The organism is Parazoarcus communis, from assembly GCF_003111645.1.
GTDB lineage: Bacteria > Pseudomonadota > Gammaproteobacteria > Burkholderiales > Rhodocyclaceae > Parazoarcus > Parazoarcus communis_A.
Window position 1 is genome coordinate 226,995 of record NZ_CP022187.1, and the last position, 18,958, is coordinate 245,952.

Annotated in this window: 17 protein-coding genes; 5 read left to right on the top strand and 12 right to left on the bottom strand. The window is 65.4% G+C overall.

Translation table 11 applies throughout. The features are described from left to right. Positions 1-15 precede the first annotated feature (15 nt). From CEW83_RS01115 to CEW83_RS01135, 5 genes are all read right to left on the bottom strand, one after another. Positions 16-1,245, bottom strand: a complete 1,230-nt coding sequence (locus CEW83_RS01115) for a flagellar hook-length control protein FliK (RefSeq protein WP_108947700.1) — start codon at positions 1,243-1,245, stop codon at positions 16-18. Positions 1,246-1,308: 63 nt separating this feature from the next. Next, positions 1,309-1,755 (bottom strand): flagellar export protein FliJ, encoded by a 447-nt coding sequence (gene fliJ, locus CEW83_RS01120; protein ID WP_108947701.1) that lies wholly within the window; start codon positions 1,753-1,755, stop codon positions 1,309-1,311. A 69-nt stretch (positions 1,756-1,824) separates the two neighbouring features. Then, positions 1,825-3,669 carry a sensor domain-containing diguanylate cyclase gene (locus CEW83_RS01125; RefSeq protein ID WP_108947702.1) on the bottom strand — a complete coding sequence of 615 codons (1,845 nt, stop codon included), beginning with the start codon at positions 3,667-3,669 and terminating at the stop codon, positions 1,825-1,827. Between the two features lie 35 nt (positions 3,670-3,704). Then, complete coding sequence (locus CEW83_RS01130) at positions 3,705-5,504, bottom strand: sensor domain-containing diguanylate cyclase (protein WP_108947703.1); 1,800 nt, start codon at positions 5,502-5,504, stop codon at positions 3,705-3,707. Positions 5,505-5,654: 150 nt separating this feature from the next. Continuing rightward, entirely contained in the window at positions 5,655-6,542 is an 888-nt protein-coding gene (locus CEW83_RS01135; protein WP_108947704.1) for an ABC transporter substrate-binding protein, read from the bottom strand. A 185-nt stretch (positions 6,543-6,727) separates the two neighbouring features. Between CEW83_RS01135 and CEW83_RS01140 the strand changes: the two genes are divergently transcribed. From CEW83_RS01140 to CEW83_RS01160, 5 genes are all read left to right on the top strand, one after another. Next, complete coding sequence (locus CEW83_RS01140) at positions 6,728-7,642, top strand: ATP-grasp domain-containing protein (protein ID WP_108947705.1); 915 nt, start codon at positions 6,728-6,730, stop codon at positions 7,640-7,642. 232 nt (positions 7,643-7,874) lie between these two features. Further along, complete coding sequence (locus CEW83_RS01145; RefSeq protein WP_108947706.1) at positions 7,875-8,663, top strand: ABC transporter substrate-binding protein; 789 nt, start codon at positions 7,875-7,877, stop codon at positions 8,661-8,663. Positions 8,664-8,687: 24 nt separating this feature from the next. Continuing rightward, on the top strand, positions 8,688-9,374 hold the full coding sequence (locus CEW83_RS01150) for an ABC transporter permease (protein ID WP_108947707.1): 687 nt from the start codon (positions 8,688-8,690) through the stop codon (positions 9,372-9,374). Further along, a complete protein-coding gene (locus CEW83_RS01155; protein ID WP_108947708.1) occupies positions 9,371-10,096 on the top strand; it encodes an ABC transporter permease in 726 nt (241 codons plus the stop codon). Before CEW83_RS01150 ends, CEW83_RS01155 begins: the two co-directional genes overlap by 4 nt. 27 nt (positions 10,097-10,123) lie before the next feature. Then, complete coding sequence (locus CEW83_RS01160) at positions 10,124-10,888, top strand: ABC transporter ATP-binding protein (protein WP_108947709.1); 765 nt, start codon at positions 10,124-10,126, stop codon at positions 10,886-10,888. A 66-nt stretch (positions 10,889-10,954) separates the two neighbouring features. Here the strand turns inward: CEW83_RS01160 and CEW83_RS01165 are convergent, their stop codons facing one another. The 7 genes from CEW83_RS01165 to CEW83_RS01195 form a co-directional block, all read right to left on the bottom strand. After that, a complete protein-coding gene (locus tag CEW83_RS01165) occupies positions 10,955-11,737 on the bottom strand; it encodes a DUF2894 domain-containing protein (protein ID WP_159099352.1) in 783 nt (260 codons plus the stop codon). Continuing rightward, positions 11,730-12,386: an OmpA family protein gene (locus CEW83_RS01170; protein WP_108947710.1), complete on the bottom strand. Its 657-nt coding sequence runs from the start codon at positions 12,384-12,386 to the stop codon at positions 11,730-11,732. Before CEW83_RS01170 ends, CEW83_RS01165 begins: the two co-directional genes overlap by 8 nt. Positions 12,387-12,388: 2 nt before the next feature. Continuing rightward, complete coding sequence (locus CEW83_RS01175; RefSeq protein ID WP_108947711.1) at positions 12,389-14,599, bottom strand: DUF802 domain-containing protein; 2,211 nt, start codon at positions 14,597-14,599, stop codon at positions 12,389-12,391. A gap of 2 nt (positions 14,600-14,601) precedes the next feature. Continuing rightward, positions 14,602-15,369, bottom strand: coding sequence for a DUF3348 domain-containing protein (locus CEW83_RS01180; protein WP_108947712.1), 768 nt, complete (start codon positions 15,367-15,369; stop codon positions 14,602-14,604). A gap of 185 nt (positions 15,370-15,554) precedes the next feature. Beyond that, positions 15,555-16,733, bottom strand: a complete 1,179-nt coding sequence (locus tag CEW83_RS01185) for an MFS transporter (RefSeq protein WP_108947713.1) — start codon at positions 16,731-16,733, stop codon at positions 15,555-15,557. A gap of 151 nt (positions 16,734-16,884) precedes the next feature. Next, positions 16,885-17,877: an endonuclease/exonuclease/phosphatase family protein gene (locus CEW83_RS01190; protein WP_108947714.1), complete on the bottom strand. Its 993-nt coding sequence runs from the start codon at positions 17,875-17,877 to the stop codon at positions 16,885-16,887. 24 nt (positions 17,878-17,901) lie between these two features. Next, a complete protein-coding gene (locus tag CEW83_RS01195; protein ID WP_269807848.1) occupies positions 17,902-18,762 on the bottom strand; it encodes an SIR2 family NAD-dependent protein deacylase in 861 nt (286 codons plus the stop codon). Positions 18,763-18,958: the final 196 nt, after the last annotated feature.

Below are 18,958 nucleotides of genomic sequence, written 5' to 3' on the forward strand. Positions count from 1 at the left end.
CCTTATTCATGCGCTTCAGGCGAAGGTGTCGACCAGCCCTTCAATTTGCCTGACCCAGCGAGTGGCCGGTGCGGCCCCACCTGCGTCCACGTCGCTCTGTCCGATGCCGCTGCGACCGCCACGTTGGCCGCGATCGTCACCCGAGGCCTGCTGCTCGCCCGAGGTGCTCACATTGGCCTGCCCAAGGCTGATGCCCGACTGCGCCAGAATCTCGCGCAGCTTGGGCATGGCCTGCTCCAGGGCGTCGCGTGCCGATTGGGTCGCAGCGACAAACTGGGCGGTGGTCTGATCGCCGTTCAGGTTGATCGAGACCTCGACCTTGCCCAGATGCGGCGGCGTGAGTACCAGTTCTGCCTTGCTCTCCGCACGGCCGATCATCCACATGACCCGACTGCCGACCTCGTCTGCCCAGGCGGCCTGGCCTGCGGGCGTGGCAACTGTCAGTTGCGGCGCCGACGTCGTGATCTGGCCTGGCTGGCGCAGCGAGTGCATGAACGAGGCCTGCGTGCCGTCGGGCATCTCTGCGCTGACCGTCTGCAAGGCCGTTGCAGCACGCTCCGCGAAGCCGGACAGTGCTTCTGGTCTGAGCTGCAGCGGGATCGCACTTTGCCCCTGCTGGCCGGCCTGAGCGAAGTTCAGGGCTGGCTTCGGGAGCGAATCGGCAGAATTCTGAAGTGATTTTCCCTGGGTGTCACCCGCCAGGGCGATATTTGCGGCAAGGCCGGCCTTGTTTGACCCGTCTGCAACGACCGCCGTTGTGCCCGCACGCTCCCTGGCGCCAGGCAGCAGGGCGGCAATCGCTGCCGGCAGACCGGCAATTGCCATTGCCGCCTCGGTGGGCTCGTTTGCCGCTTCGGCTGTCGCCGGGGCCTCCGTCGTCACTTCACCTTCGGTCTGTGTGTCGGCAGCTGCGGTGTCGCGCTGGGCGGGTTCGTTGTACGCCGCGTCGGCGCGGTCCGTCGCTCGCGACTCGCGCGGGCGCTCGGGTGCTCGCTCGGAGTCCGAGGCGGATTCGGACCGCGATTCGGATCTGGACTCGGGCCGGGATTGCGCGTCCTGACTGCGGTCCGCGCTCGAAGTCGCCTCTTGGCGGGTGCTGGTGTCCTTGCTCCGGAGTTGTCCGCGCAGCACGTCAGAGAAGCCTGACGAAGTGGCGTCTCGGGAATAGGCACTGCTGTTCGCCATGCTTCCTGCGGTCGGCAGGAAGGGAAAGGTCTGCGAACTGGATGCAATCTGGGATGCCATGGTCTTGCCCTCTTCAGCGTGTGTCACGCTTGGTATGAGCAAACAGCGTGCCAGCCCTGGCGCTCAGTCGCCGTCGCGCTCGAGGTGCTGACGTGCCGCGTGTTCATCGCTGGCGCGTTGCTCCTGGCGCGACTCGTGCCGCGATTGCTGGTCCAGATGACGCTGGGACAGGGTGTCGAAGGCTCGCACCTTGTTGCGCTGTGCCATCCAGACCTTCTGGCCCTGACTGGTGTGATTTCGCGACTGTTCGACAACGACGTGCTGCGCAGCGATGGCGTCGTCGATGCGGTTGATGAAGGCGGTGAAATTACGCAGCTCGTCCGGCCCGATGCCGGCGCGGGCTGCATCGACAAAGCGCTCCCGGTACTCGGCTCGATAGTTCTCAAGCATTTCGAGCTTCTGCTGGCCACTGCGTTCGGATGCGATTAATTCACCAAGGCGACGCGCAGCGTCGTCCATGCGGGTGTTGGCCAGATCGAGCAGCGGTTGCAGCGGAAATTTGCCTGTCATGAGTGCGCAGCGAATATTGACGAAGCGTATTGTAGTCGACCCTCGGGCTCTGGCGCCAAGCGCGGCTTCTCAGAAAGCCTCATTGCCTGCTTCCTGGGCAATCTTGCATCGCACGACACGGTTCTTGCCACTCTGCTTGGCTTCGTACATGGCCGCATCGGCGCGTGCCAGCACGACGTCGATCGTTTCCCCCTGTGCGCGTGCGGTCACGCCGGCGCTGAAGGTGATGACGACCCGCTGTTCGCCGGCCATGAAGAACACGCGGGTGAGCTCGCGCTGCAGGCGCACCAGCGTCTGCTCGGCTTGCTCCAGGGTGGTCTCGGGCAGGATGATGACGAACTCTTCGCCGCCATAGCGGGCGAGCGTGTCCTGCGGACGGAGGTTCTCGCGCACGACCCGCGACAGATGCACGAGGGCGTCGTCGCCCGTCTGGTGGCCGAGCGTGTCGTTAAGCTTCTTGAAGTTGTCGATGTCGAGCAGGGCGACGCACAGCGGGACCTCATGCCGCTGTGCCCGCGCCGCTTCGCGGATGAAGACTTCTTCGAGGCCGCGACGGTTGAGGCTGCCGGTGAGCTGGTCGTGACGCACCAGGTGGCTGGCTTCCTCAAGCTCCTTGTGCAGGCTGTCGATCCGTTTCTCTGCATCGAGGGCACGTTGCCGTGTGGCTGAAAGGTCATCGCGCGAGCGCTCGGCCTGGATCTGGATGTTGCGGGTCTCGGTCATGACCTCGTCGAGCAGATGACCGATCTCGGAGATGTCGCGTGCTGCGGCAATCTTCCGTGCGCAGCTTCCCATGCGGTCGTGATAGCTCCCGGTTGACTCGGCGAAGCTGGCAAGCTGGTCCACGAAGCCGGCAAGCATCTCCTTGAGCATGAGCTGGGCTTGCGAGAGATTGTGCTTGAGCTGGCTCTGCTTGTAGATGACCTCCTTCAGGCGCCGGCTGGCGTCGTCGATCAGGCGGGGGGTCGCGGGTTTGTCGACGATGTCCCGCAGCATCTCGATCTGGCCGCCGAGCCACTGGTCGTCTATGACCAGTTGGTCGATGTTCTCCAGCAGCAGCTTGAGCAGGTCGAGCAGGCCGGCACGGACCTCGGAATCGTCCGCAGCGGTGAGTTCGAGGCGGTGAGCGAACTTGCGCAGCTGTTTGCCGACAACGGCAAGCGCACGCGCGTCGGTGGCGCTTCGCGTTGCATTTGCGATGAGCCTGGCGTCGCTGATCAGCTCGGGGTGCTCGGCCAGGAAGGCGGGCAGTACCGACTCCATGGTCAGCGCGATCAACTCGCGCAGCCCATCGATCAGCTCGGTTGGGTCGGCGTCCGCGGCAATCAGTGCGCCCGTCGTGGGCGCCGCCGGGGCCGCTCTGGCCGTCGCCTGCAAGGGCTGTTCGGTCTGTTCGGGCAGCTCCGGCGTATCGCCGGACGCCGGGCGCTCGGGGTCGACAGGCGCCTGCCCCCATGCCCGCAGCAGGGCCTGAAGGCGCGTGTACAAGGTATTGGGATCACTCGCACCGAGCACGCGTTCGAGCGATTCGCGCTTGCGTGCCGAGGTCCATCCGAGCTGCCTTCCTTCCCATTGGCGCAGCAAGGTGGCGATGAGCTCATTCCATGCCTGCGGCTTCTCCGCACTCAGGCTCGCCATGTACTGGTCGAGCGCGCGCTCGGCAGCGCCTGTGTCGGCTTCATTCAGTGCCTGGTCCAGCTGTCGCGCGAGGCGCTGTCGCTCTGCCGTGTCCCGCGGCAGCTGCTGGGCGATACGGCGCACGAAGCGCTCGGGAACAGGCGCGGCGGCAGGCTGGGTGCCGGCGATCTCGTGATACAGGCGCAGGTAGTTCTCCGGCGTCGGCGGGGTGCGTCGCATCGCGAGCTGGCGCAGTGTCTCGCGCGCAATCTCGGAGGGGTTCGTGGGTTCTGCCATATGGCTCTGGAGTGAGGGGGCGGAGTGCGCGCGTATCAGGCCGAGTTCATCACCCGGTTCTTGCCCGCGCGCTTAGCGGCATACATGGCCTTGTCAGCGCGTTCGATCGCCTTCATCGGGTCTTCGGTGTCACCAAGGCAGGCAATGCCCGCACTGAAGGTGATCAGCAGATGCTCATGCTGGGCGAGGAAATAGCGGCGCGTGAGCTCCCGCTGAAGTCTAATAAGGATGATCTGTGCCTGTTCAGGCTCGGTTTCGGGAAGCAGGATGAGGAACTCCTCGCCACCATAGCGCGCGATCGAATCCTGGGGGCGCAGCGTTTCCTTCACCACGCGGGCGAGGTGCCGGAGCGCATTGTCACCCACCACATGGCCGTGTGCGTCATTGATCTGCTTGAAGTTGTCGACGTCCAGCAGGGCGAGGCTCAGGGATGTGCCGGACCGGCGCATGCGTGCAATCTCGCGCTCGAGCGCTTCATCCAGACCCTTGCGGTTCAGCGCGCCGGTCAGCGGGTCGTGGCGGACGAGCTCGCTGGTTTCGTCGAGTTCGCGCTGCAGCTGGACGATTTGCTGATTAGCCGACTCGACCTGTTCGCGCAGGCGCGAGAGCTCTTCGCCCGAGCGGTGTGCGGATTGCTGCGTGCTCTGCGTCTCGCGCAGCACTTCTTCGACGACGTCCGAAAGCTCCTTGATGTCGTGTGCTTCGCTGATCCGGTGCGCGCTTTCGGTGAGCACGACCTCGTAGCGCTCGGTGGACGTGGAGAAGGCCGACAGCTGGTCGATGAAGCCGGCCAGCATCGACTTGAGCTTCTGCTGTGCGTCAGTCAGCTGGTGTTTCAGCTGGCTTTGCTTGTCGATGACCGTGCGCAGCCTGCGTTCGACGTCGTCGAGCAGTCGCAGGTCCAGGGGCTGGTTGAAAGTGTCCGCAATCAATGTCAGCTGCCCGTGCAGCCAGCTGTCATCGACGATCAGTTCGCGGACATTGTCGACGATCAGCCTCAGCAGGTTGAGCAGCGCCTGCCGTATCTCCCGCTGTTCGTCGGCAGTCCATGTAACGCGCGCAATCAGGCGGTCGACGCGCGCAGCGAGGTCCGCGACCTGTTCGGGGTTTGCCGGCGCCGCAACCAAAGCGGCGATGGCTTTGGCTTCGGAGGTGAGCGCCTCGTCGTCTGCGAGCGGCGTAACGCAACCCGTCAGGAGCTTGGCGAGCAGTGGCCCGAGTGCGTCGGTGGCGGGCGGAGGCGTGTTTTCCTTCGGCGCGATGGCGGCATGCTGCTCACTGCCCGCCTGTTCGTGCCAGCTCCGCACAAGGGCGTGAAGCCGCAGGTGAAGCTGTTCGGGGTCGGCACAGGCAGCCAGCACATGTTCGAGCGAGTCGCGCTTGCGCCCCGGCGTGATGTGCTGGTGATGACCGTCAAGTTCGCGGATGAGATCCCGTATCAGCTGTGCCCATGGCCTCGACTCGCTAGCCTGCATGCCGCTGATGGTGAGCATCGACTGGCGCAGGACGGACCACTGCCCGCTGGCGACGGCTTTTTCGAAGACCCGGGCAAGTCGCAATGCCTGCGGTGTGGATCGCGGCAGGGCTTCTGCAATGGCTTTCAGCGTTCGTACGGGAAAGGCATCCTCAGCCGCTGTGCCCGCGATCTGGAAGTACAGCTCGCGGAAGTTGTCAGGCGTCGGGGGGATTTTTTGCGTCGCCAGTCGCAACAGGGCTTCCCGCGCAATCTCGGACGGGGTGGGCGCATGACTGCCTCCCGCCTTCCCGTGGCTGCGGGCAGTCGAAGCTCGATCGTCCGTATTCGGTTGCGCTGCGGGCGGCCCTGCTTGCGTCATTCAGTTGATCCGTTTGATGTCGGATAGCGGCGGTAAAACGAACTGCGACTGGCAGTCTGCAATGATTATGCCTATGTGTCGTTCGGATAACCACTGTCCTGCGAAGGGATCACGGCCCGTGGTGGCCTTCGCAGGACGGCGTGTCTGCGCTCATGTACGGGAGGTCCGCGCTGCCGTTTCTGCCTGGCCGGGTTCCCCGGGCGTCACCGTGGCGCAGGTCGTGGGTTTGGCATCGGGCGGGGCTGCGGCCGTCGCCCATTCGGCGATGTACTGCGCCAACGCGGGCAGGCCTTCACGGATCGCAACCGGCCCGGGAGACAGAATGACTGCGGATTTGATCTCGTGGATTCGTCCGTTGCTTACGGCAGGCACATCTGCCCAGCCAGGGCGGGCCGCGACCCTCTCCGGGCGGAAGCGCTTTCCGCACCACGAGCCGATGATGATGTCGGGAGCCCTGCGGGCCGCCTCCATCGGGTCGGCGAGCGTGCGGTCCCGGGCGGCGGGGCAGGCAGCCAGTTCGCCAAATACATCATCCCCGCCGGCAACGCCGATCAGCTCCGACACCCAGCGAATGCCGGAGATGGCCGGGTCGTCCCATTCCTCGAAGTACACCCGCGGGCGTCGCGCGTTGGCGGCTGCGCGTTTGCGGGTGGTCTCGATCAGCCCCTCGAGTTCTTCAACCAGTGCGCTGGCCCGGTCTGTTGCGCCCACCAGCCGGCCCACGGTTTCGATCATTGCAAGAATGTCATCGACGCTGCGCTGGTTGAACACGTGCACCGCCACCCCCGCCCTGATCAGCCCGCTCGCGATGTCTGCCTGCAGATCGGAGAAGCACAGCACGAGATCGGGCGAGACCGCCAGAATCCGTTCCAGGTCGCCGCTGGTGAAGGCAAACACCTTGGGCTTCTCCTTTCGCGCCTGGGGCGGGATGACGGTGTAGCCGGAAATGCCGACGATGCGGTCGGCTTCGCCGAGGGCGTACAGGACTTCTACGGTCTCGGTGCTCAGGCATACGATTCGCGCGGGCAATCTGCTCATGGGGCTCCGGTGGCGTTCGTGGTCGGTGCGTCATTGTGAGGCATCGGCAAGCATGTTTCATCGATGACGGGCGCACTCGGGGCTGGCGTGATCCGGGCGCTTTCTGCGCAGCGTGCGCCGTCGGCCGCGCCGCGCTGCTGCGATACAATCCGCGCAAACGACGCCACACGGGCCCTTCTGACGACATGAACAATCACGCTCTCGACGTGGCGATCCTTACCGAGGACCGCTACCTGAAGCTCGATACATCCAGCTGGTATGAAGCGCAGATCGCGACCGAGGACGGTCTCGTCGCGCAGGCACTCGCCGCACGCGGGCTCACGGTCGGACGCGTGAGCTGGTCCGATCCGGACTTTTGCTGGGGCGACACCCGCGCCGCGCTGTTTCGCAGCACCTGGGACTACTTCCATCGTTTTGCCGAGTTTTCGCCGTGGCTCGACGCCGCTGCGATGCAGACCAGGCTGCTGAACCCGGCGGAACTGGTGCGCTGGAATCTCGACAAGCGCTACCTGCGGGACCTGTCCCGTGCAGGCGTGAGCGTGGTCCCGACCCGCTATGCAGATGTTGGCGAGCAGCACTCGCTTGCGGCGATCATGGACGCAGAAGCCTGGGACGAGGTCGTGTTCAAGCCCGTGGTGTCGGGTGCGGCGCGGCTGACCTATCGTGTCGGTCGCGATGCCCTGGACGCGCATGAAGCGGTGTTTGCACGCTGCCTGGCTGCCGAAGCGATGATGGTGCAGCGCTTTGAGCCTGCCGTGCTGGGCGAGGGCGAACTGTCGCTGATCGTGATCGAGGGACGCACCACCCACGCCATCCGCAAGACGGCCGCAGCAGGAGATTTCAGGGTTCAGGACGATCACGGCGGCACCGTGCACGCGCATCAGCCGCGTGCCGACGAGTGCGCCTTCGCCGAGGCGGCAGTCGCGGCGTGCCCGAGTCTGCCGCTCTATGCGCGAGTGGATTTCGTGCGTGCGGGTGATGGTGGTTTCCGGCTCATGGAGCTTGAGCTGGTCGAGCCTGAGCTGTTCTTCCGCTTCCATCCGCCCGCAGCCGACGCGCTCGCCGACGCGCTGGTGCAGCGCCTGAAGTCAGGGGACTGACATCAAGGGGCTGAGTTGTCCTGTCCGATGATGAGGTCGGCAAACTGTTTCTGCCTGCGGGCGAACAGGGGAAATTCTTTCGATGATGATGGCCTGAGCGCGGAATTCCTTTCTCCGGGCGGGCTGTCGTTGAGCTCGGGGCGCGATCCTGCGATCATGCGGGGATTGCGCCGCAGCCCGCGCAGTGTCCTTATGCGCATCGAGCCGGCGCCCCAAACAGGAGAGTGACGTGATGAAGAGAAGCTTGCTGCTGGCGGCGCTGCTGCTCGCCAGCCACACCGTGATGGCCAAGGACTGGGACCAGATCCGCTTCGCCACCGAGGGCGCCTACCCTCCGTTCAACACCACTGCGCCGGACGGCTCCGTACAAGGCTTTGACGTCGATATCGCCAACGCGTTGTGCGCCGAGATGAAGGCAAAATGCACCTGGGTGAAGCAGGAGTGGGACGGCATGATCCCCGCGCTCATGAGCCGAAAGTTCGATGCGATCTCGGCCTCGATGTCGATCACCGAGGAGCGCAAGAAGAAGGTCGATTTCACCGACAAGTATTACGCCACGCCGCTCGCGCTGGTGGCGAAGAAGGGCTCGGCCCTGAAGCCGGAGCTGGACAGCCTCAAGGGCAAGCGTATCGGTGTGCAGCGCGGCACCGTCGCCGACAACTTCGCCGGACGCTTCTGGGCCGATCACGGCGTGGACCTGGTGCGCTATGCCAAGCAGGAAGAGGTCTACCTCGACCTCGGCGCGGGGCGCATCGATGCGACCTGGGTGGACGCGCTGGAGGCCGACGGGGGCTTCCTCACCAAACCCGCCGGCGCGGAATACGATTTTGCCGGCAGCCAGGTCTTCGGGCGTAACGCCGAGGAGAAGGCGGTCATCGGCGAAGGCGTTGGCATTGCCATCCGCAAGCGCGATACCGAGCTGCGCGACAAGCTCAACACGGCGCTGAAGGCGATCCGGGCCAACGGCACCTACGATGAGATCCGCAAGAAGTATTTCCCGCACGACATCTACGGCGAGTAAGGCATCCTTGTCCCGACTTCGTTGATGCTGCACGGCTACTCTTCCTCGCTGCTCGATGGTGCCTGGCTGACACTGCAGGTTGCCGTGCTGTCGCTCGCGCTGGCGCTGGTGCTCGGGCTTGCGGGGGCGTCCGCCAAGCTGTCCCGGATCAGGATGCTGCGCGCGCCGGCCGTGATGTACACGACCGTGGTGCGGGGCATTCCCGATCTGGTGATGATGTTGCTGGTGTTCTACGGTGGGCAGATTGGCATCAACGAGATCACCGACCGTCTGGGCTGGGACTACGTTGACGTCAACCCGTTTGCCGCCGGGGTTGCCACCCTAGGCTTCATCTTCGGCGCCTATTTCACCGAGACCTTTCGCGGCGCCTTTCTTGCGGTGCCGGCGGGCCAGCTCGAGGCCGGCTATGCGTACGGGATGAGCCGCTGGCAGGTGTTCAGGCGCATCCTGTTTCCGCAGATGCTGCGCCACGCGCTGCCCGGCCTCGGCAACAACTGGCAGGTCATGCAGAAAAGCACCGCGCTGGTGTCGATCATTGGCCTCTCGGATCTCACCTGGCTCGCCGACCAGGCCGGCCGCAGCACGCAGCAACCCTTCCTGTTCTATGCGGTGGTGTGTGTCTTCTACCTGGCGATGACGGCGGCCTCGGGCGTGCTCTTCCGTTCGCTCGAACGGCGTTACAGCGTTGGCGTGAGGCGGGCGGCGGCATGATCGAATGGGCTGTCATCACCGAGAATCTGCCGGAGTACGGCGCGGGCCTGTGGCTCACCCTGCAACTCACGGTGCTCTCGCTCGTGGCCGGCCTGCTGCTGGCCATCCCGCTGGCGGTATTGCGCTCCTCGGGTCGGTCTGTCGTTTCCCGCCTGGTGTGGGCCTACAGCTATTTCTTCCGCGGCACGCCGATGCTGGTGCAGCTCCTGCTGATCTATTACGGCCTCGGCCAGTTCGAATGGGTTCAGGCGCGCTGGGCCGAGGGGAACGCCTTCTGGCTGATATTCCGCGAGCCTTATGGCTGCGCGCTGGTGACATTCACGCTCAACACCTGTGCCTACACCACCGAGATTCTCGCGGGTGCGCTGCGTGCCACCCCGCACGGCGAGATCGAGGCGGCGCAGGCCTGCGGCATGAGCCGGCTGACGATGATTCGCCGCATTCTCGTTCCGGGCGCCTTGCGCCGGGCGATACCGGCCTACAGCAACGAGGCCATCTTCATGCTGCACGGTACGGCCATCGCCTCCACCATCACCCTGGTCGACCTCACGGGTGCGGCGCGCAACGCCTATTCGCAGCACTTCGCCCCCTTCGAGGCCTTCATCTTCGCCGGCGTGGTCTACATGTGCGTGACCTTCGCCCTGGTCGGCCTGTTCCGGCTTGCCGAGCGGCGCTGGCTGGGTCATCTGCAGCCGCGCAAGGCCGGGTCGGTCAAGGTCTGACCGCCGCCCTCACTCAGGACTCATTTCATGACCCAGCTTTCGGTCGAAGACCTTCACAAGCGTTACGGCGACCACGAGGTGCTCAAGGGCGTGTCGCTCGACACCGAGGCGGGCGATGTAGTGAGCATCATCGGCTCGTCCGGCTCGGGCAAGAGCACCTTCCTGCGCTGCATCAACTTTCTCGAACAGCCTGACGCCGGGCGCATCACCGTCGGCGGCGAGGAGATCCGTCTGGTGCCGGACCGCAACGGTCACCTCAAGGTGGCTGACGCCAGACAGCTGCAGCGCCTGCGCACGCGGCTGGCGATGGTGTTCCAGCATTTCAACCTGTGGGCGCACATGACGGTGCTCGAGAATGTCACCGAAGCCCCGGTGCATGTCCTCGGCCTCACCCGGGCCGAAGCGCGCGAGCGCGCCGAAGCCTATCTGGAGAAGGTCGGCATTGCCCGCTTCAGGGACAGCTATCCGGCCCATCTGTCGGGCGGTCAGCAGCAACGCGTGGCAATTGCTCGCGCGCTGGCCATGGAGCCCGCCGTGCTGCTGTTTGACGAGCCCACCTCGGCGCTCGATCCCGAGCTGGTGGGCGAGGTGCTCAAGGTCATGCGTGGCCTTGCCGAAGAGGGTCGCACGATGGTGGTGGTGACCCACGAAATGGGCTTTGCTCGCGAGGTTTCGAGCAAGGTGATGTTCCTCCATCAGGGGCTCGCCGAAGAGTACGGTCCGCCGTCCGAGGTGTTCGGCAACACGCGCAGCGAACGCCTGCGTCAGTTCCTGTCGGGCAACCTCAAGTAAGGAATCAGCGCACTTCAGTCCCCGCCTGCCTGTGAGTGAACGCGGGCGCGATCCGCGCGTGCCGTTTCAGGCTGTCCTGCCGCGGGCAGGTTTGCGCTTCTTCTCACGTTCGCCACGGGCAGGGCCCTTGGGCGCCGGGTTGCGGCTGCTGTCCGCCTGATCGAGCCAGAGCAGGGCGTCGACGTAGGACATGAACTGCTTGAGGTAGTCCGGTGCGATGTCACGCATCAGGGTCAGTGACTGCAGCACGAGGAAGTGCGAGTTCAGCGGGCCGGCGTTCTCGGGCGCCTGCGCCAGCGAGTGCGACAGTTGCTTGTCGACGCTGAGTTTCGACCAGGTGCTGCGGAAGTAGCGCATCGACTTCAGTTCGCCTTGCGCGCTGGCCGCTGCCGGGTTGTCAGGCGCGAGGTCGCTGGTCTGCCCGCCTGCAGCTTGCGCACCAATATGGTCGAGGAGGGCTGTCAGCGGCCCCGCGATGTCCCTCGCCTGCAGGCTTGCGAGCGCACGATGCAGGCCCGCGAAGTCGCTGGCGTCGGCGTACTGTTGCAGCGCATCGGCGTCTTGCGGAAACGCTTCCTTGCCACGGGTGAGGGCGTCCTGCGCCGACATGCTGGCACGCTCAAAGCGTTCGCCGAATGCGGACACGATCTCCGTCAGCCTGCGCTCAAGGATGCGACGGGGGGTGCCGCGATGGTTTGCCATCCGTCGCGCCATGGCCTCGATGAAGCGCCAGCCGACAGGGTCGAAGCCCTCCGCGCCGCGCGCACGCAAGGCGTCGATCATCAAGTCGGGGGCGACGTGACCTGGCAGCTTGCCAGCCGCGGTACCGGATTGCCCGGCGTCACCCATTGGGTGCCGTGCTCCCCGCGGTGCGTTCCTTTGCCGACTTCGGCACCGGCGCCATCTCCACCCGCCTGTTTTGCGAGCGACCCTCGGGGTCGGCGTTGGAGGCCACCGGCTGCTCCGGGCCGAAGGCCGCGGCGAAGATCGCCGAGGACGGAAGTCCTTCTTCGATCAGCGCGCGCGTCACGGTCAGCGCGCGCTGGGCCGAGAGCTCCAGATTGTCTGCAAACTGGCGATTGCTCTCGCGCACCGGTTGGTCGTCGGTGAAGCCGCTCACCATCAGCATTTCGTCGCGGACACCGAGGTAGGCCGCAAGCGGGGGCGCGAGACTCTTGAGCAGCTGGCGTCCTTCCGGCTGCAGTTCATCGGAGTTCAGCGCAAACAGCACACTGCCACTGATACCGATGCGTCCGTTGTTGAGGGTGACCCGGCCGGCAGCGAGCGGGACGGCCAGCGCCTGTTCCAGCGCTTCGCGGCGCTGCTCTTCGATCTGGCGCTTCTGCACTTCGGTTTCCAGGCTGCTCATCAGCTCAAGCTGCACGCCGAGCACCCCGACCAGGATCAGCACGAAGGCACCCAACAGACCCGACATCAGGTCGCCGAAGACAGCCCAGACCGGCGCGGACTGCTCGATGCCGGCGTCGATATCGTCCATCGTCAGCCCTCTGCCGCGAGCGAGGGCTGCCTGCCGGACAGCTGTTGCAGGTCGTCGACGATCTGCTTCTGCGACATGATGCTCAGATCGATGATCTCCCGCGCCTGGGCGACGTAATAGGCAAGCTGCTCGTCGCTTCGGGCCACGGACTTGTTGAGCGAGCCCTCGATGCGCTGCAGCGTCGTCATCAGCTTGTCGTTGGATTCGCTGAACAGCTGGACGGCGAGCCCGAAGGCTTCGCTCAGGCTCGCGACCTCGACCGCACCGCCGGTGATCTGGCTGGCCACCTCGCCCATCTTCGCCGACTCCGTCTCGATGCTTTCGGTGAGCCGGGCGCCGACGCGCTCCAGCATGGTGGCGGAGGTGCCCACCAGGGCGTCGATCGCGGTGCGCTGTTCGGTGGAGGCGTGGTTGATGGCGTCGAGCAGGCCGCCCAGGGTTTCCATGATGCGGCTGCGTTCGGCCAGCAGCGCGTTGTCGCGCGCCATGCTGGCGGAGAGCTCCTGGCGCAGTTCGCCGATGACTTCGGCGGCGACGCGCGGCGCCTCCGCCGCGGTATGCATCAGGCGCGCGACTTCATCGATGGTGCCCGTCGCCTGCGCTTTTGCTTCGGCGCTGATGTCGCGGGCGGTTTCGCCCAGGGTGGTGCAGATCTGTTCCTGCTGGGCGAGTGTCCGCTCGCCTGCCTGCCGCCATTCCTGCTGCAGCGCGGCCGTCATGGCCTCCATCGCGCGGGTCTGTGCTGCCAGCCGGGCATCGTCTTTTGCGGCCAGCTCTGCCTGCAGCGCCGAGGCGCTTTCACCGAGAGAGGCGAGCAGGGTGGCCGAGCGACTGGCGAAGGTTTCGGCGAAGGCTTCCAGCGCGGTGTGCATTGTTGCGGTGAGCTTCTCGCTGGCGTCTTCATGGCGAGAGAGTGCCGTCGTCCAGGTGTCGGCCACGGTCGTCACGGTGGCGTCGAACCGGCTCGAGAGTCCGTCGAGCTGGGTCTCGACTGCGGTTGCCAGTCGGGCGTGCAGGGCGCCTGTTTCCTGTGCCATCGCGGCCGTCGTGGTGGCGAGTTCGCTGCGCAGGCCGGCGTGGACCTGTTCCACCGACTCGAGCATGGCGCCCGAGCGCTGTGCGAAGGTGTCGGTATAGGCTGTCAGCGCCTGTTGCAGGCTGGCGCTGAAGCGCTCGTTGCTGCGTTCATGCTGGGCCAGTGCCGCCGTCCAGGTATCGGTCACAGTGCTCACCGTGGTGTCGAAACGCGCTGAAATGCCCTCCAGCTGCGTCCTGACCGCTTCGGCTACGCGTTCCTGCAGCGCGCTCGTTTCGCGCGCGATGCCGTCCATCGTTGCGGTGACGACCGGCTGGATGGTCTCGCCTGCAAGCCGGGCGCTTTCGGTCAGGCTGTGCTTGAGCGAGGTATCGACCGATGCGGCCAGGTCCGTGTACAGGCCCTTGGTCTCGCTGTGGAAACGGGTCTGCTCGGCGAGCAGACGTTCGTTCGACGCGCTGCTGTTGCGCTCCATCTGCGTCATCATCGCCTGCAGCTTGTCTACAAGCTCAGGCAGAACCTCGGCCTGGCGTTGCATGGCCTTGAAGGTTTCCTGACGCTGGTGGGTAAGGGAGAAACCGCGCAGGACGGTGGCAATGCGGGTGTCGAGCAGTTGCGCCGCGTTCAGGCGCGCGCGCCGGCACAGCGCGGAGATCAGGCCCAGCATGGCCGACGCCGCGACACCGGCAACCGAGGTGCCGAACGCGATGCCGAGCCCCTTGACCGGCGCGGCGAGGGCGCTGCGGATGGTGTGCAGGTCGGTCGTGCTTTCGAGTGCGATCACCGCGCCATTGAGGGTGACCACCATGCCGAGAAAGGTACCGAGCATGCCCAGCAGGACGAGCAGGCCCACCAGATAGGGGGCGATGGCCGGGCCGGGCATGCCGGCGCGCTCACCTTCGATGCGCAGGCGCACCGGATTGCGCAGGGCGGCAGGCAGGCGGCCGATCCATTCATCGGGATGCGAGAGGTCCCCGGGAATGGCGTTCAATGCCTGTGTCAGCGCGGTCGTGGCGCGATGGAAGCGAAACAGCTCCAGAGCGCCAATCGCGTAGACAACACCAATCAGGGCCGTCATGGTCAGCGCCAGGGGACTGGAGCCGATGTAACCGGCACCGACCCAGGACACGGCGAGCAGGCCCACGACAAAGGCCGCCACGCAGATGGTTCTATTCATTGCTATCCCGTTACTTCGTTATGGAGTGCCTCGATCAGGCCGGAAACCGGCTGCAGTCGAGTGTCCAGTTCTGCCAGCAGTACGGCCTGCATTTCCCTGCAGAACACCGCAAGCCACCCGCCGGGTTCCATCCAGCGCGAGGGGTCGTCCTCCGCCTGCGCTTCGGCCTGTGCCGCCTGATGGGCCGCATACAAATGCTCGAAGCGCTTTGCCAGCAGGGAGGACACCGTCGACAGCAGGGTGCGTTCGCGCGTCGCCAGCGCCTGGTCGAGCACCGCATCCAGTGCGGCAAGGTGCTGTAGCGCGGGCGAGTGGCGCGACAGTGCCGCCCGGGCGCTGGTGCGCAAAGGGGCAATGCCTGCCTGCATGTCGCGCTGGTGCGCGAGGTAGTAGCGCCTGTAGGGCGAAAACTCGGCCGCGCTTTCCACCGGTGCATTTGGCACCGGGGTCGGCAATTCTATGCGAGCCTTGCCCGGCCTGAACACGCCATCGGCGACAATCGAATCTGCCAGCGCGGCGCGCACGCGGTCGAACTCCTCCCGCAGCGCGGCATACTCAGGCGGCGCCGTGCCCGACCCTTGCACCGCGGCCCCCGATGTTCCGGGGTTGAGCACCGAGTACAGGGGAAGCGCGTCCTTGAAGTCCAGCCACTGGCCGACTCGTTCGGCGAAGGACTGCCGGGACTCCGGAACGTCCTCTGCGGCCAGGTCCGCAAGCGCACGAACCAGCCCTGAGCGAGTGAAACTTGTACGCGGCAACGCTTGCGTCATACCGGAAACCGACGCCAGACTGGCGAAAAAGGGGCAAGGCTACTACAAAGCGGCGGGCAGGTGAGTGCCGGAGCCGACGCACTTGCGACAGGTAACATCTCGCAAGCCCGGGTGCGCGGGCGTTGCGGCGGGTTCAGCGCGTTCGCATCAGCCGGCTGCCATCGCGCGGTATCGCCGCGACATGCTCATGCAGGCTGTCGTGCCTCGCTGCGCTGGCGCAGTGCCAGCCATACCAGGGCTGCGCCGGTCAGTGCCACCGGAATCAGCGAGCCGACGTTCAGCAGGGTCCAGCCCTGGGTGGTGACCAGCGCGCCCGAGGCGAAGGAGGTCAGCGCCATCGTGGCGAACACGGCAAAGTTGATCGCGGCCTGTGCGCGGTCTTTTTCCTCGGGGCGGTAGGCCTGCATTGCCAGGGTCGTGCCGCCTGTAAACAGGAAGTTCCAGCCCACGCCGAGCATGAAAAGGCCGATGAGGAACTGATGCAGATCCTGGCCGGACAGTGCGACGGCGATACATGCCGCATTGAGCAGCACGCCCACCCCCATGATCTGCAGCACGCCAAAGCGCTTGATCAGGTGGCCGGTGAAAAAGCCGGGGGCGAACATGCCGATGACGTGCCATTCCAGCACCAGTGCGGCATCCGAGAATGGCATGCCGCACACGTCCATGGCCAGCGGCGTCGCCGCCATCAGCAGGTTCATCACCCCATATCCGAGCGCTGCGCCGATCGTCGATACGATGAACACCGGCTGGCGGATGATCTCGCGCAGCGGACGCCCCTGGTCGCTGCCGGCGACCTTCACCGGCTCTGCCGGAAACCGGATTCGGGACATCACCGCCATGGAGATCACCGCGACAACCGCCAGCGCGAGGTAGGAGCCGAGAAAAGGCGTGTCCATGGTTTCACGTGTCTGACTGGCCAGATTGGGTCCGGCCACCGCACCGATCAGCCCGCCTGCCAGCACGAGCGACACGGCTTTCTCGCGAAACGACGGCGGCGCCAGTTCGGCGGCGGCAAAGCGGTAGAGCTGGCCATTGGCGCTGTAATAGCCGGCAATCACCGTTCCCGCCACCAGCAGCCAGAAACTGCCCATGGTCAAGGCCACGGCGCACAGCACCACGGTTAACAGGGCCACCACGAGTCCGAGCTGGAACGATGCCTTGCGTCCCCAGCGCCGCTGGCTGCGCGCGACCAGCCCGGTCGACAGCGCAGCACCAACCACATAGCCCATTACCGGCAGTGTCGCCATCCACGCCAGCGGCGCCAGCGTCAGGCCAACCAGGCCGTTGATGGCAATGAAGACCACGTTGTTGGTCAGGAACAGGCCCTGGGCGATGGCCAGCAGCCAGAGATTCTTGTTCATCAGGAAACACTGTTGGAGATGCGGAAGCCGCGACTCTACCTCTTTATGGGCAACATGAGCGTCGCGGTGACGGTGGAGGCCTGCTGGTCTGCGTCAGGGGCTGAGTCAGTAATCGAGTCAGTCCAAGGTGGCCGCGTGTGCCGAGATCACGCTATTCCGCGTGTATTGCCTGCGCCCTGAGGCTCAGCACGGCGAATGCCGGCCGGTGGTCCGATCCGATGTCGGGACCCACGCCAGACTCGACGACCTGCCATGCGTCGTTGATCAGGATGTGGTCGATCGGGATCACCGGGAACACTGCAGGCCATGTTGGCCGCAGCCCTGTTGCACGCAGCAGCCCGGCGGGTTCGACCGCAGCCAATGCAGAGGACCACGGCGTTGAATTGAGATCGCCTGCGACAATGCTCGGGGCCGAGACATGCTGCGACCACTGGGCTTCTTCTGTCAGCATCTCCACGCGCCGCTGATGGTAGGTCGGACTGATGGGCGGCATGGGATGGATGGCCGAAATTCCGATGCGATGGCCCTGCCAGGAGATGAAGCTGCGATAGCGCAGCGGTTGCTGCAGGGATTCCAGCGCCTCGCTGCCCGTCAGCGGCGTTCGGGAGAGGATGGCGAGGCCGAACGGACCCTCGTCGGCGGTGACCAGCTGGTGCGGGTAGTCCTGCCATTGAGCGATCCGCCGGGCGCTCTCCTTGCTGACCTCCTGCAGCACGACCAGGTCGGCGCCGAGGTCGCCGATCCAGTGAGCGAGGTCATCGAGACGGGCCTGTCCGAGCTTGAGGTTTGCGGTGGCAATCGTCAGGGCCGGAGCTGAGCCGGGCATTGCGCTGTCGGCGCGTGTGGTCGCGCCAGACCATCCAATGCCGATCAGTCCGCTCGCCAGCAATACGAGCACGCCCGGTCGCCTTCGCAGCAGGATGGCCGCACAAACGCCTCCCGCGACGACATACAGCCATTGCCAGTGGGCAATGAGATCGACAAGCCATGCCAAGTAGCCGGACTCATCAGAGAGCAATCGGGTCAGCGGAGCGGATAACGCCCCCACGCTGCTCGCACCCAGTCCGAATGCCGCGGCGTCGAATCGCATCCGCATGCTGGCGCGAAGCCCGTGTCCGAGTCTGTTCAGTAGCGCAGCCATCATCGTGAGTTCGTCATGGTGAAGCCGTCATTGCGAATCGTCAGCGCAGGCGGGCAGGCCGCCGGGGTGGTACTGCGCACGGGTCGATCCCCATGCGGCAGCAACAAGTGCGGGCAGAATCTGGCCCGCAGCCCCAACGACGTTCCATGTTGCGTGTCCATCGAGATTCGTCGGCTGGGGATTGATCTGGATGAGCTGCGACCCGTGCGCCTTGGCAAGGTGGGGCAGGCCGGCGGCGGGGTAGACGAGTGACGATGTCCCGACGCTGATCAAGAGGTCGCAATTCTCTGCGGCCTCTTGGGCCTGGTAGAAAGCGCCCTCGGGCAGCGACTCTCCAAACCAGACCACGCCGGGTCTGATCAGCCCGCGGCAGCGGGTGCAGCGCGGTGGCGGAAGGCGCCGTCCGCCTTCGGGTTCGTTCGGCATTTCGTCGGGAAATGCATGCGATCGACCACATGTGGCGCAGCGGGGCTGATGAAGGCTGCCGTGGAGGTGAATCACCGTGTCGCTGCCCGCGCGCTCGTGCAGGTCATCCACGTTCTGCGTCACCAGGGTAAGTTGCGGCAGATGATCCGACATTCCGGCAATGGCCAGGTGCGCAGGATTCGGCTGTGCCTGAAGTGCGCGCATCCGCCGCCATTCGTACCAGCCCCACACCAGCTCAGGGTCGCGCTCGAACGCTTCGGGCGTGGCGAGTTCTGCGGGATCGAATCTGGACCAGAGTCCCGTCATCGCATCGCGAAAAGTGGGGACACCACTCTCCGCGGAAACGCCCGCACCGGAGAGGAGGACGACGTGTCTTGCCTCACGCAGCGCGGCCACGAGCGCAGCCGGAAAGGCGTGCGCCGGGCGGTTGTCGATACCGGGCGTCGAGGAAAGGGGATTCACGCCATGCTCCGCTGTTTGCGAAGCCGAATTCTGACATCCGTTGTGGGTACATGACACCCATCTGCGTGAGAATCGGGACGTCATTGGTGGTGCGCCCCGTTGCTGAGCTTGGCGGGAGTCTTTGAGCCGCGGGGCAACTCCGGCGTGCTGACCCCAAAGGTCTGTGTTTCACCATGGTTGATATCCGTCGAATGCA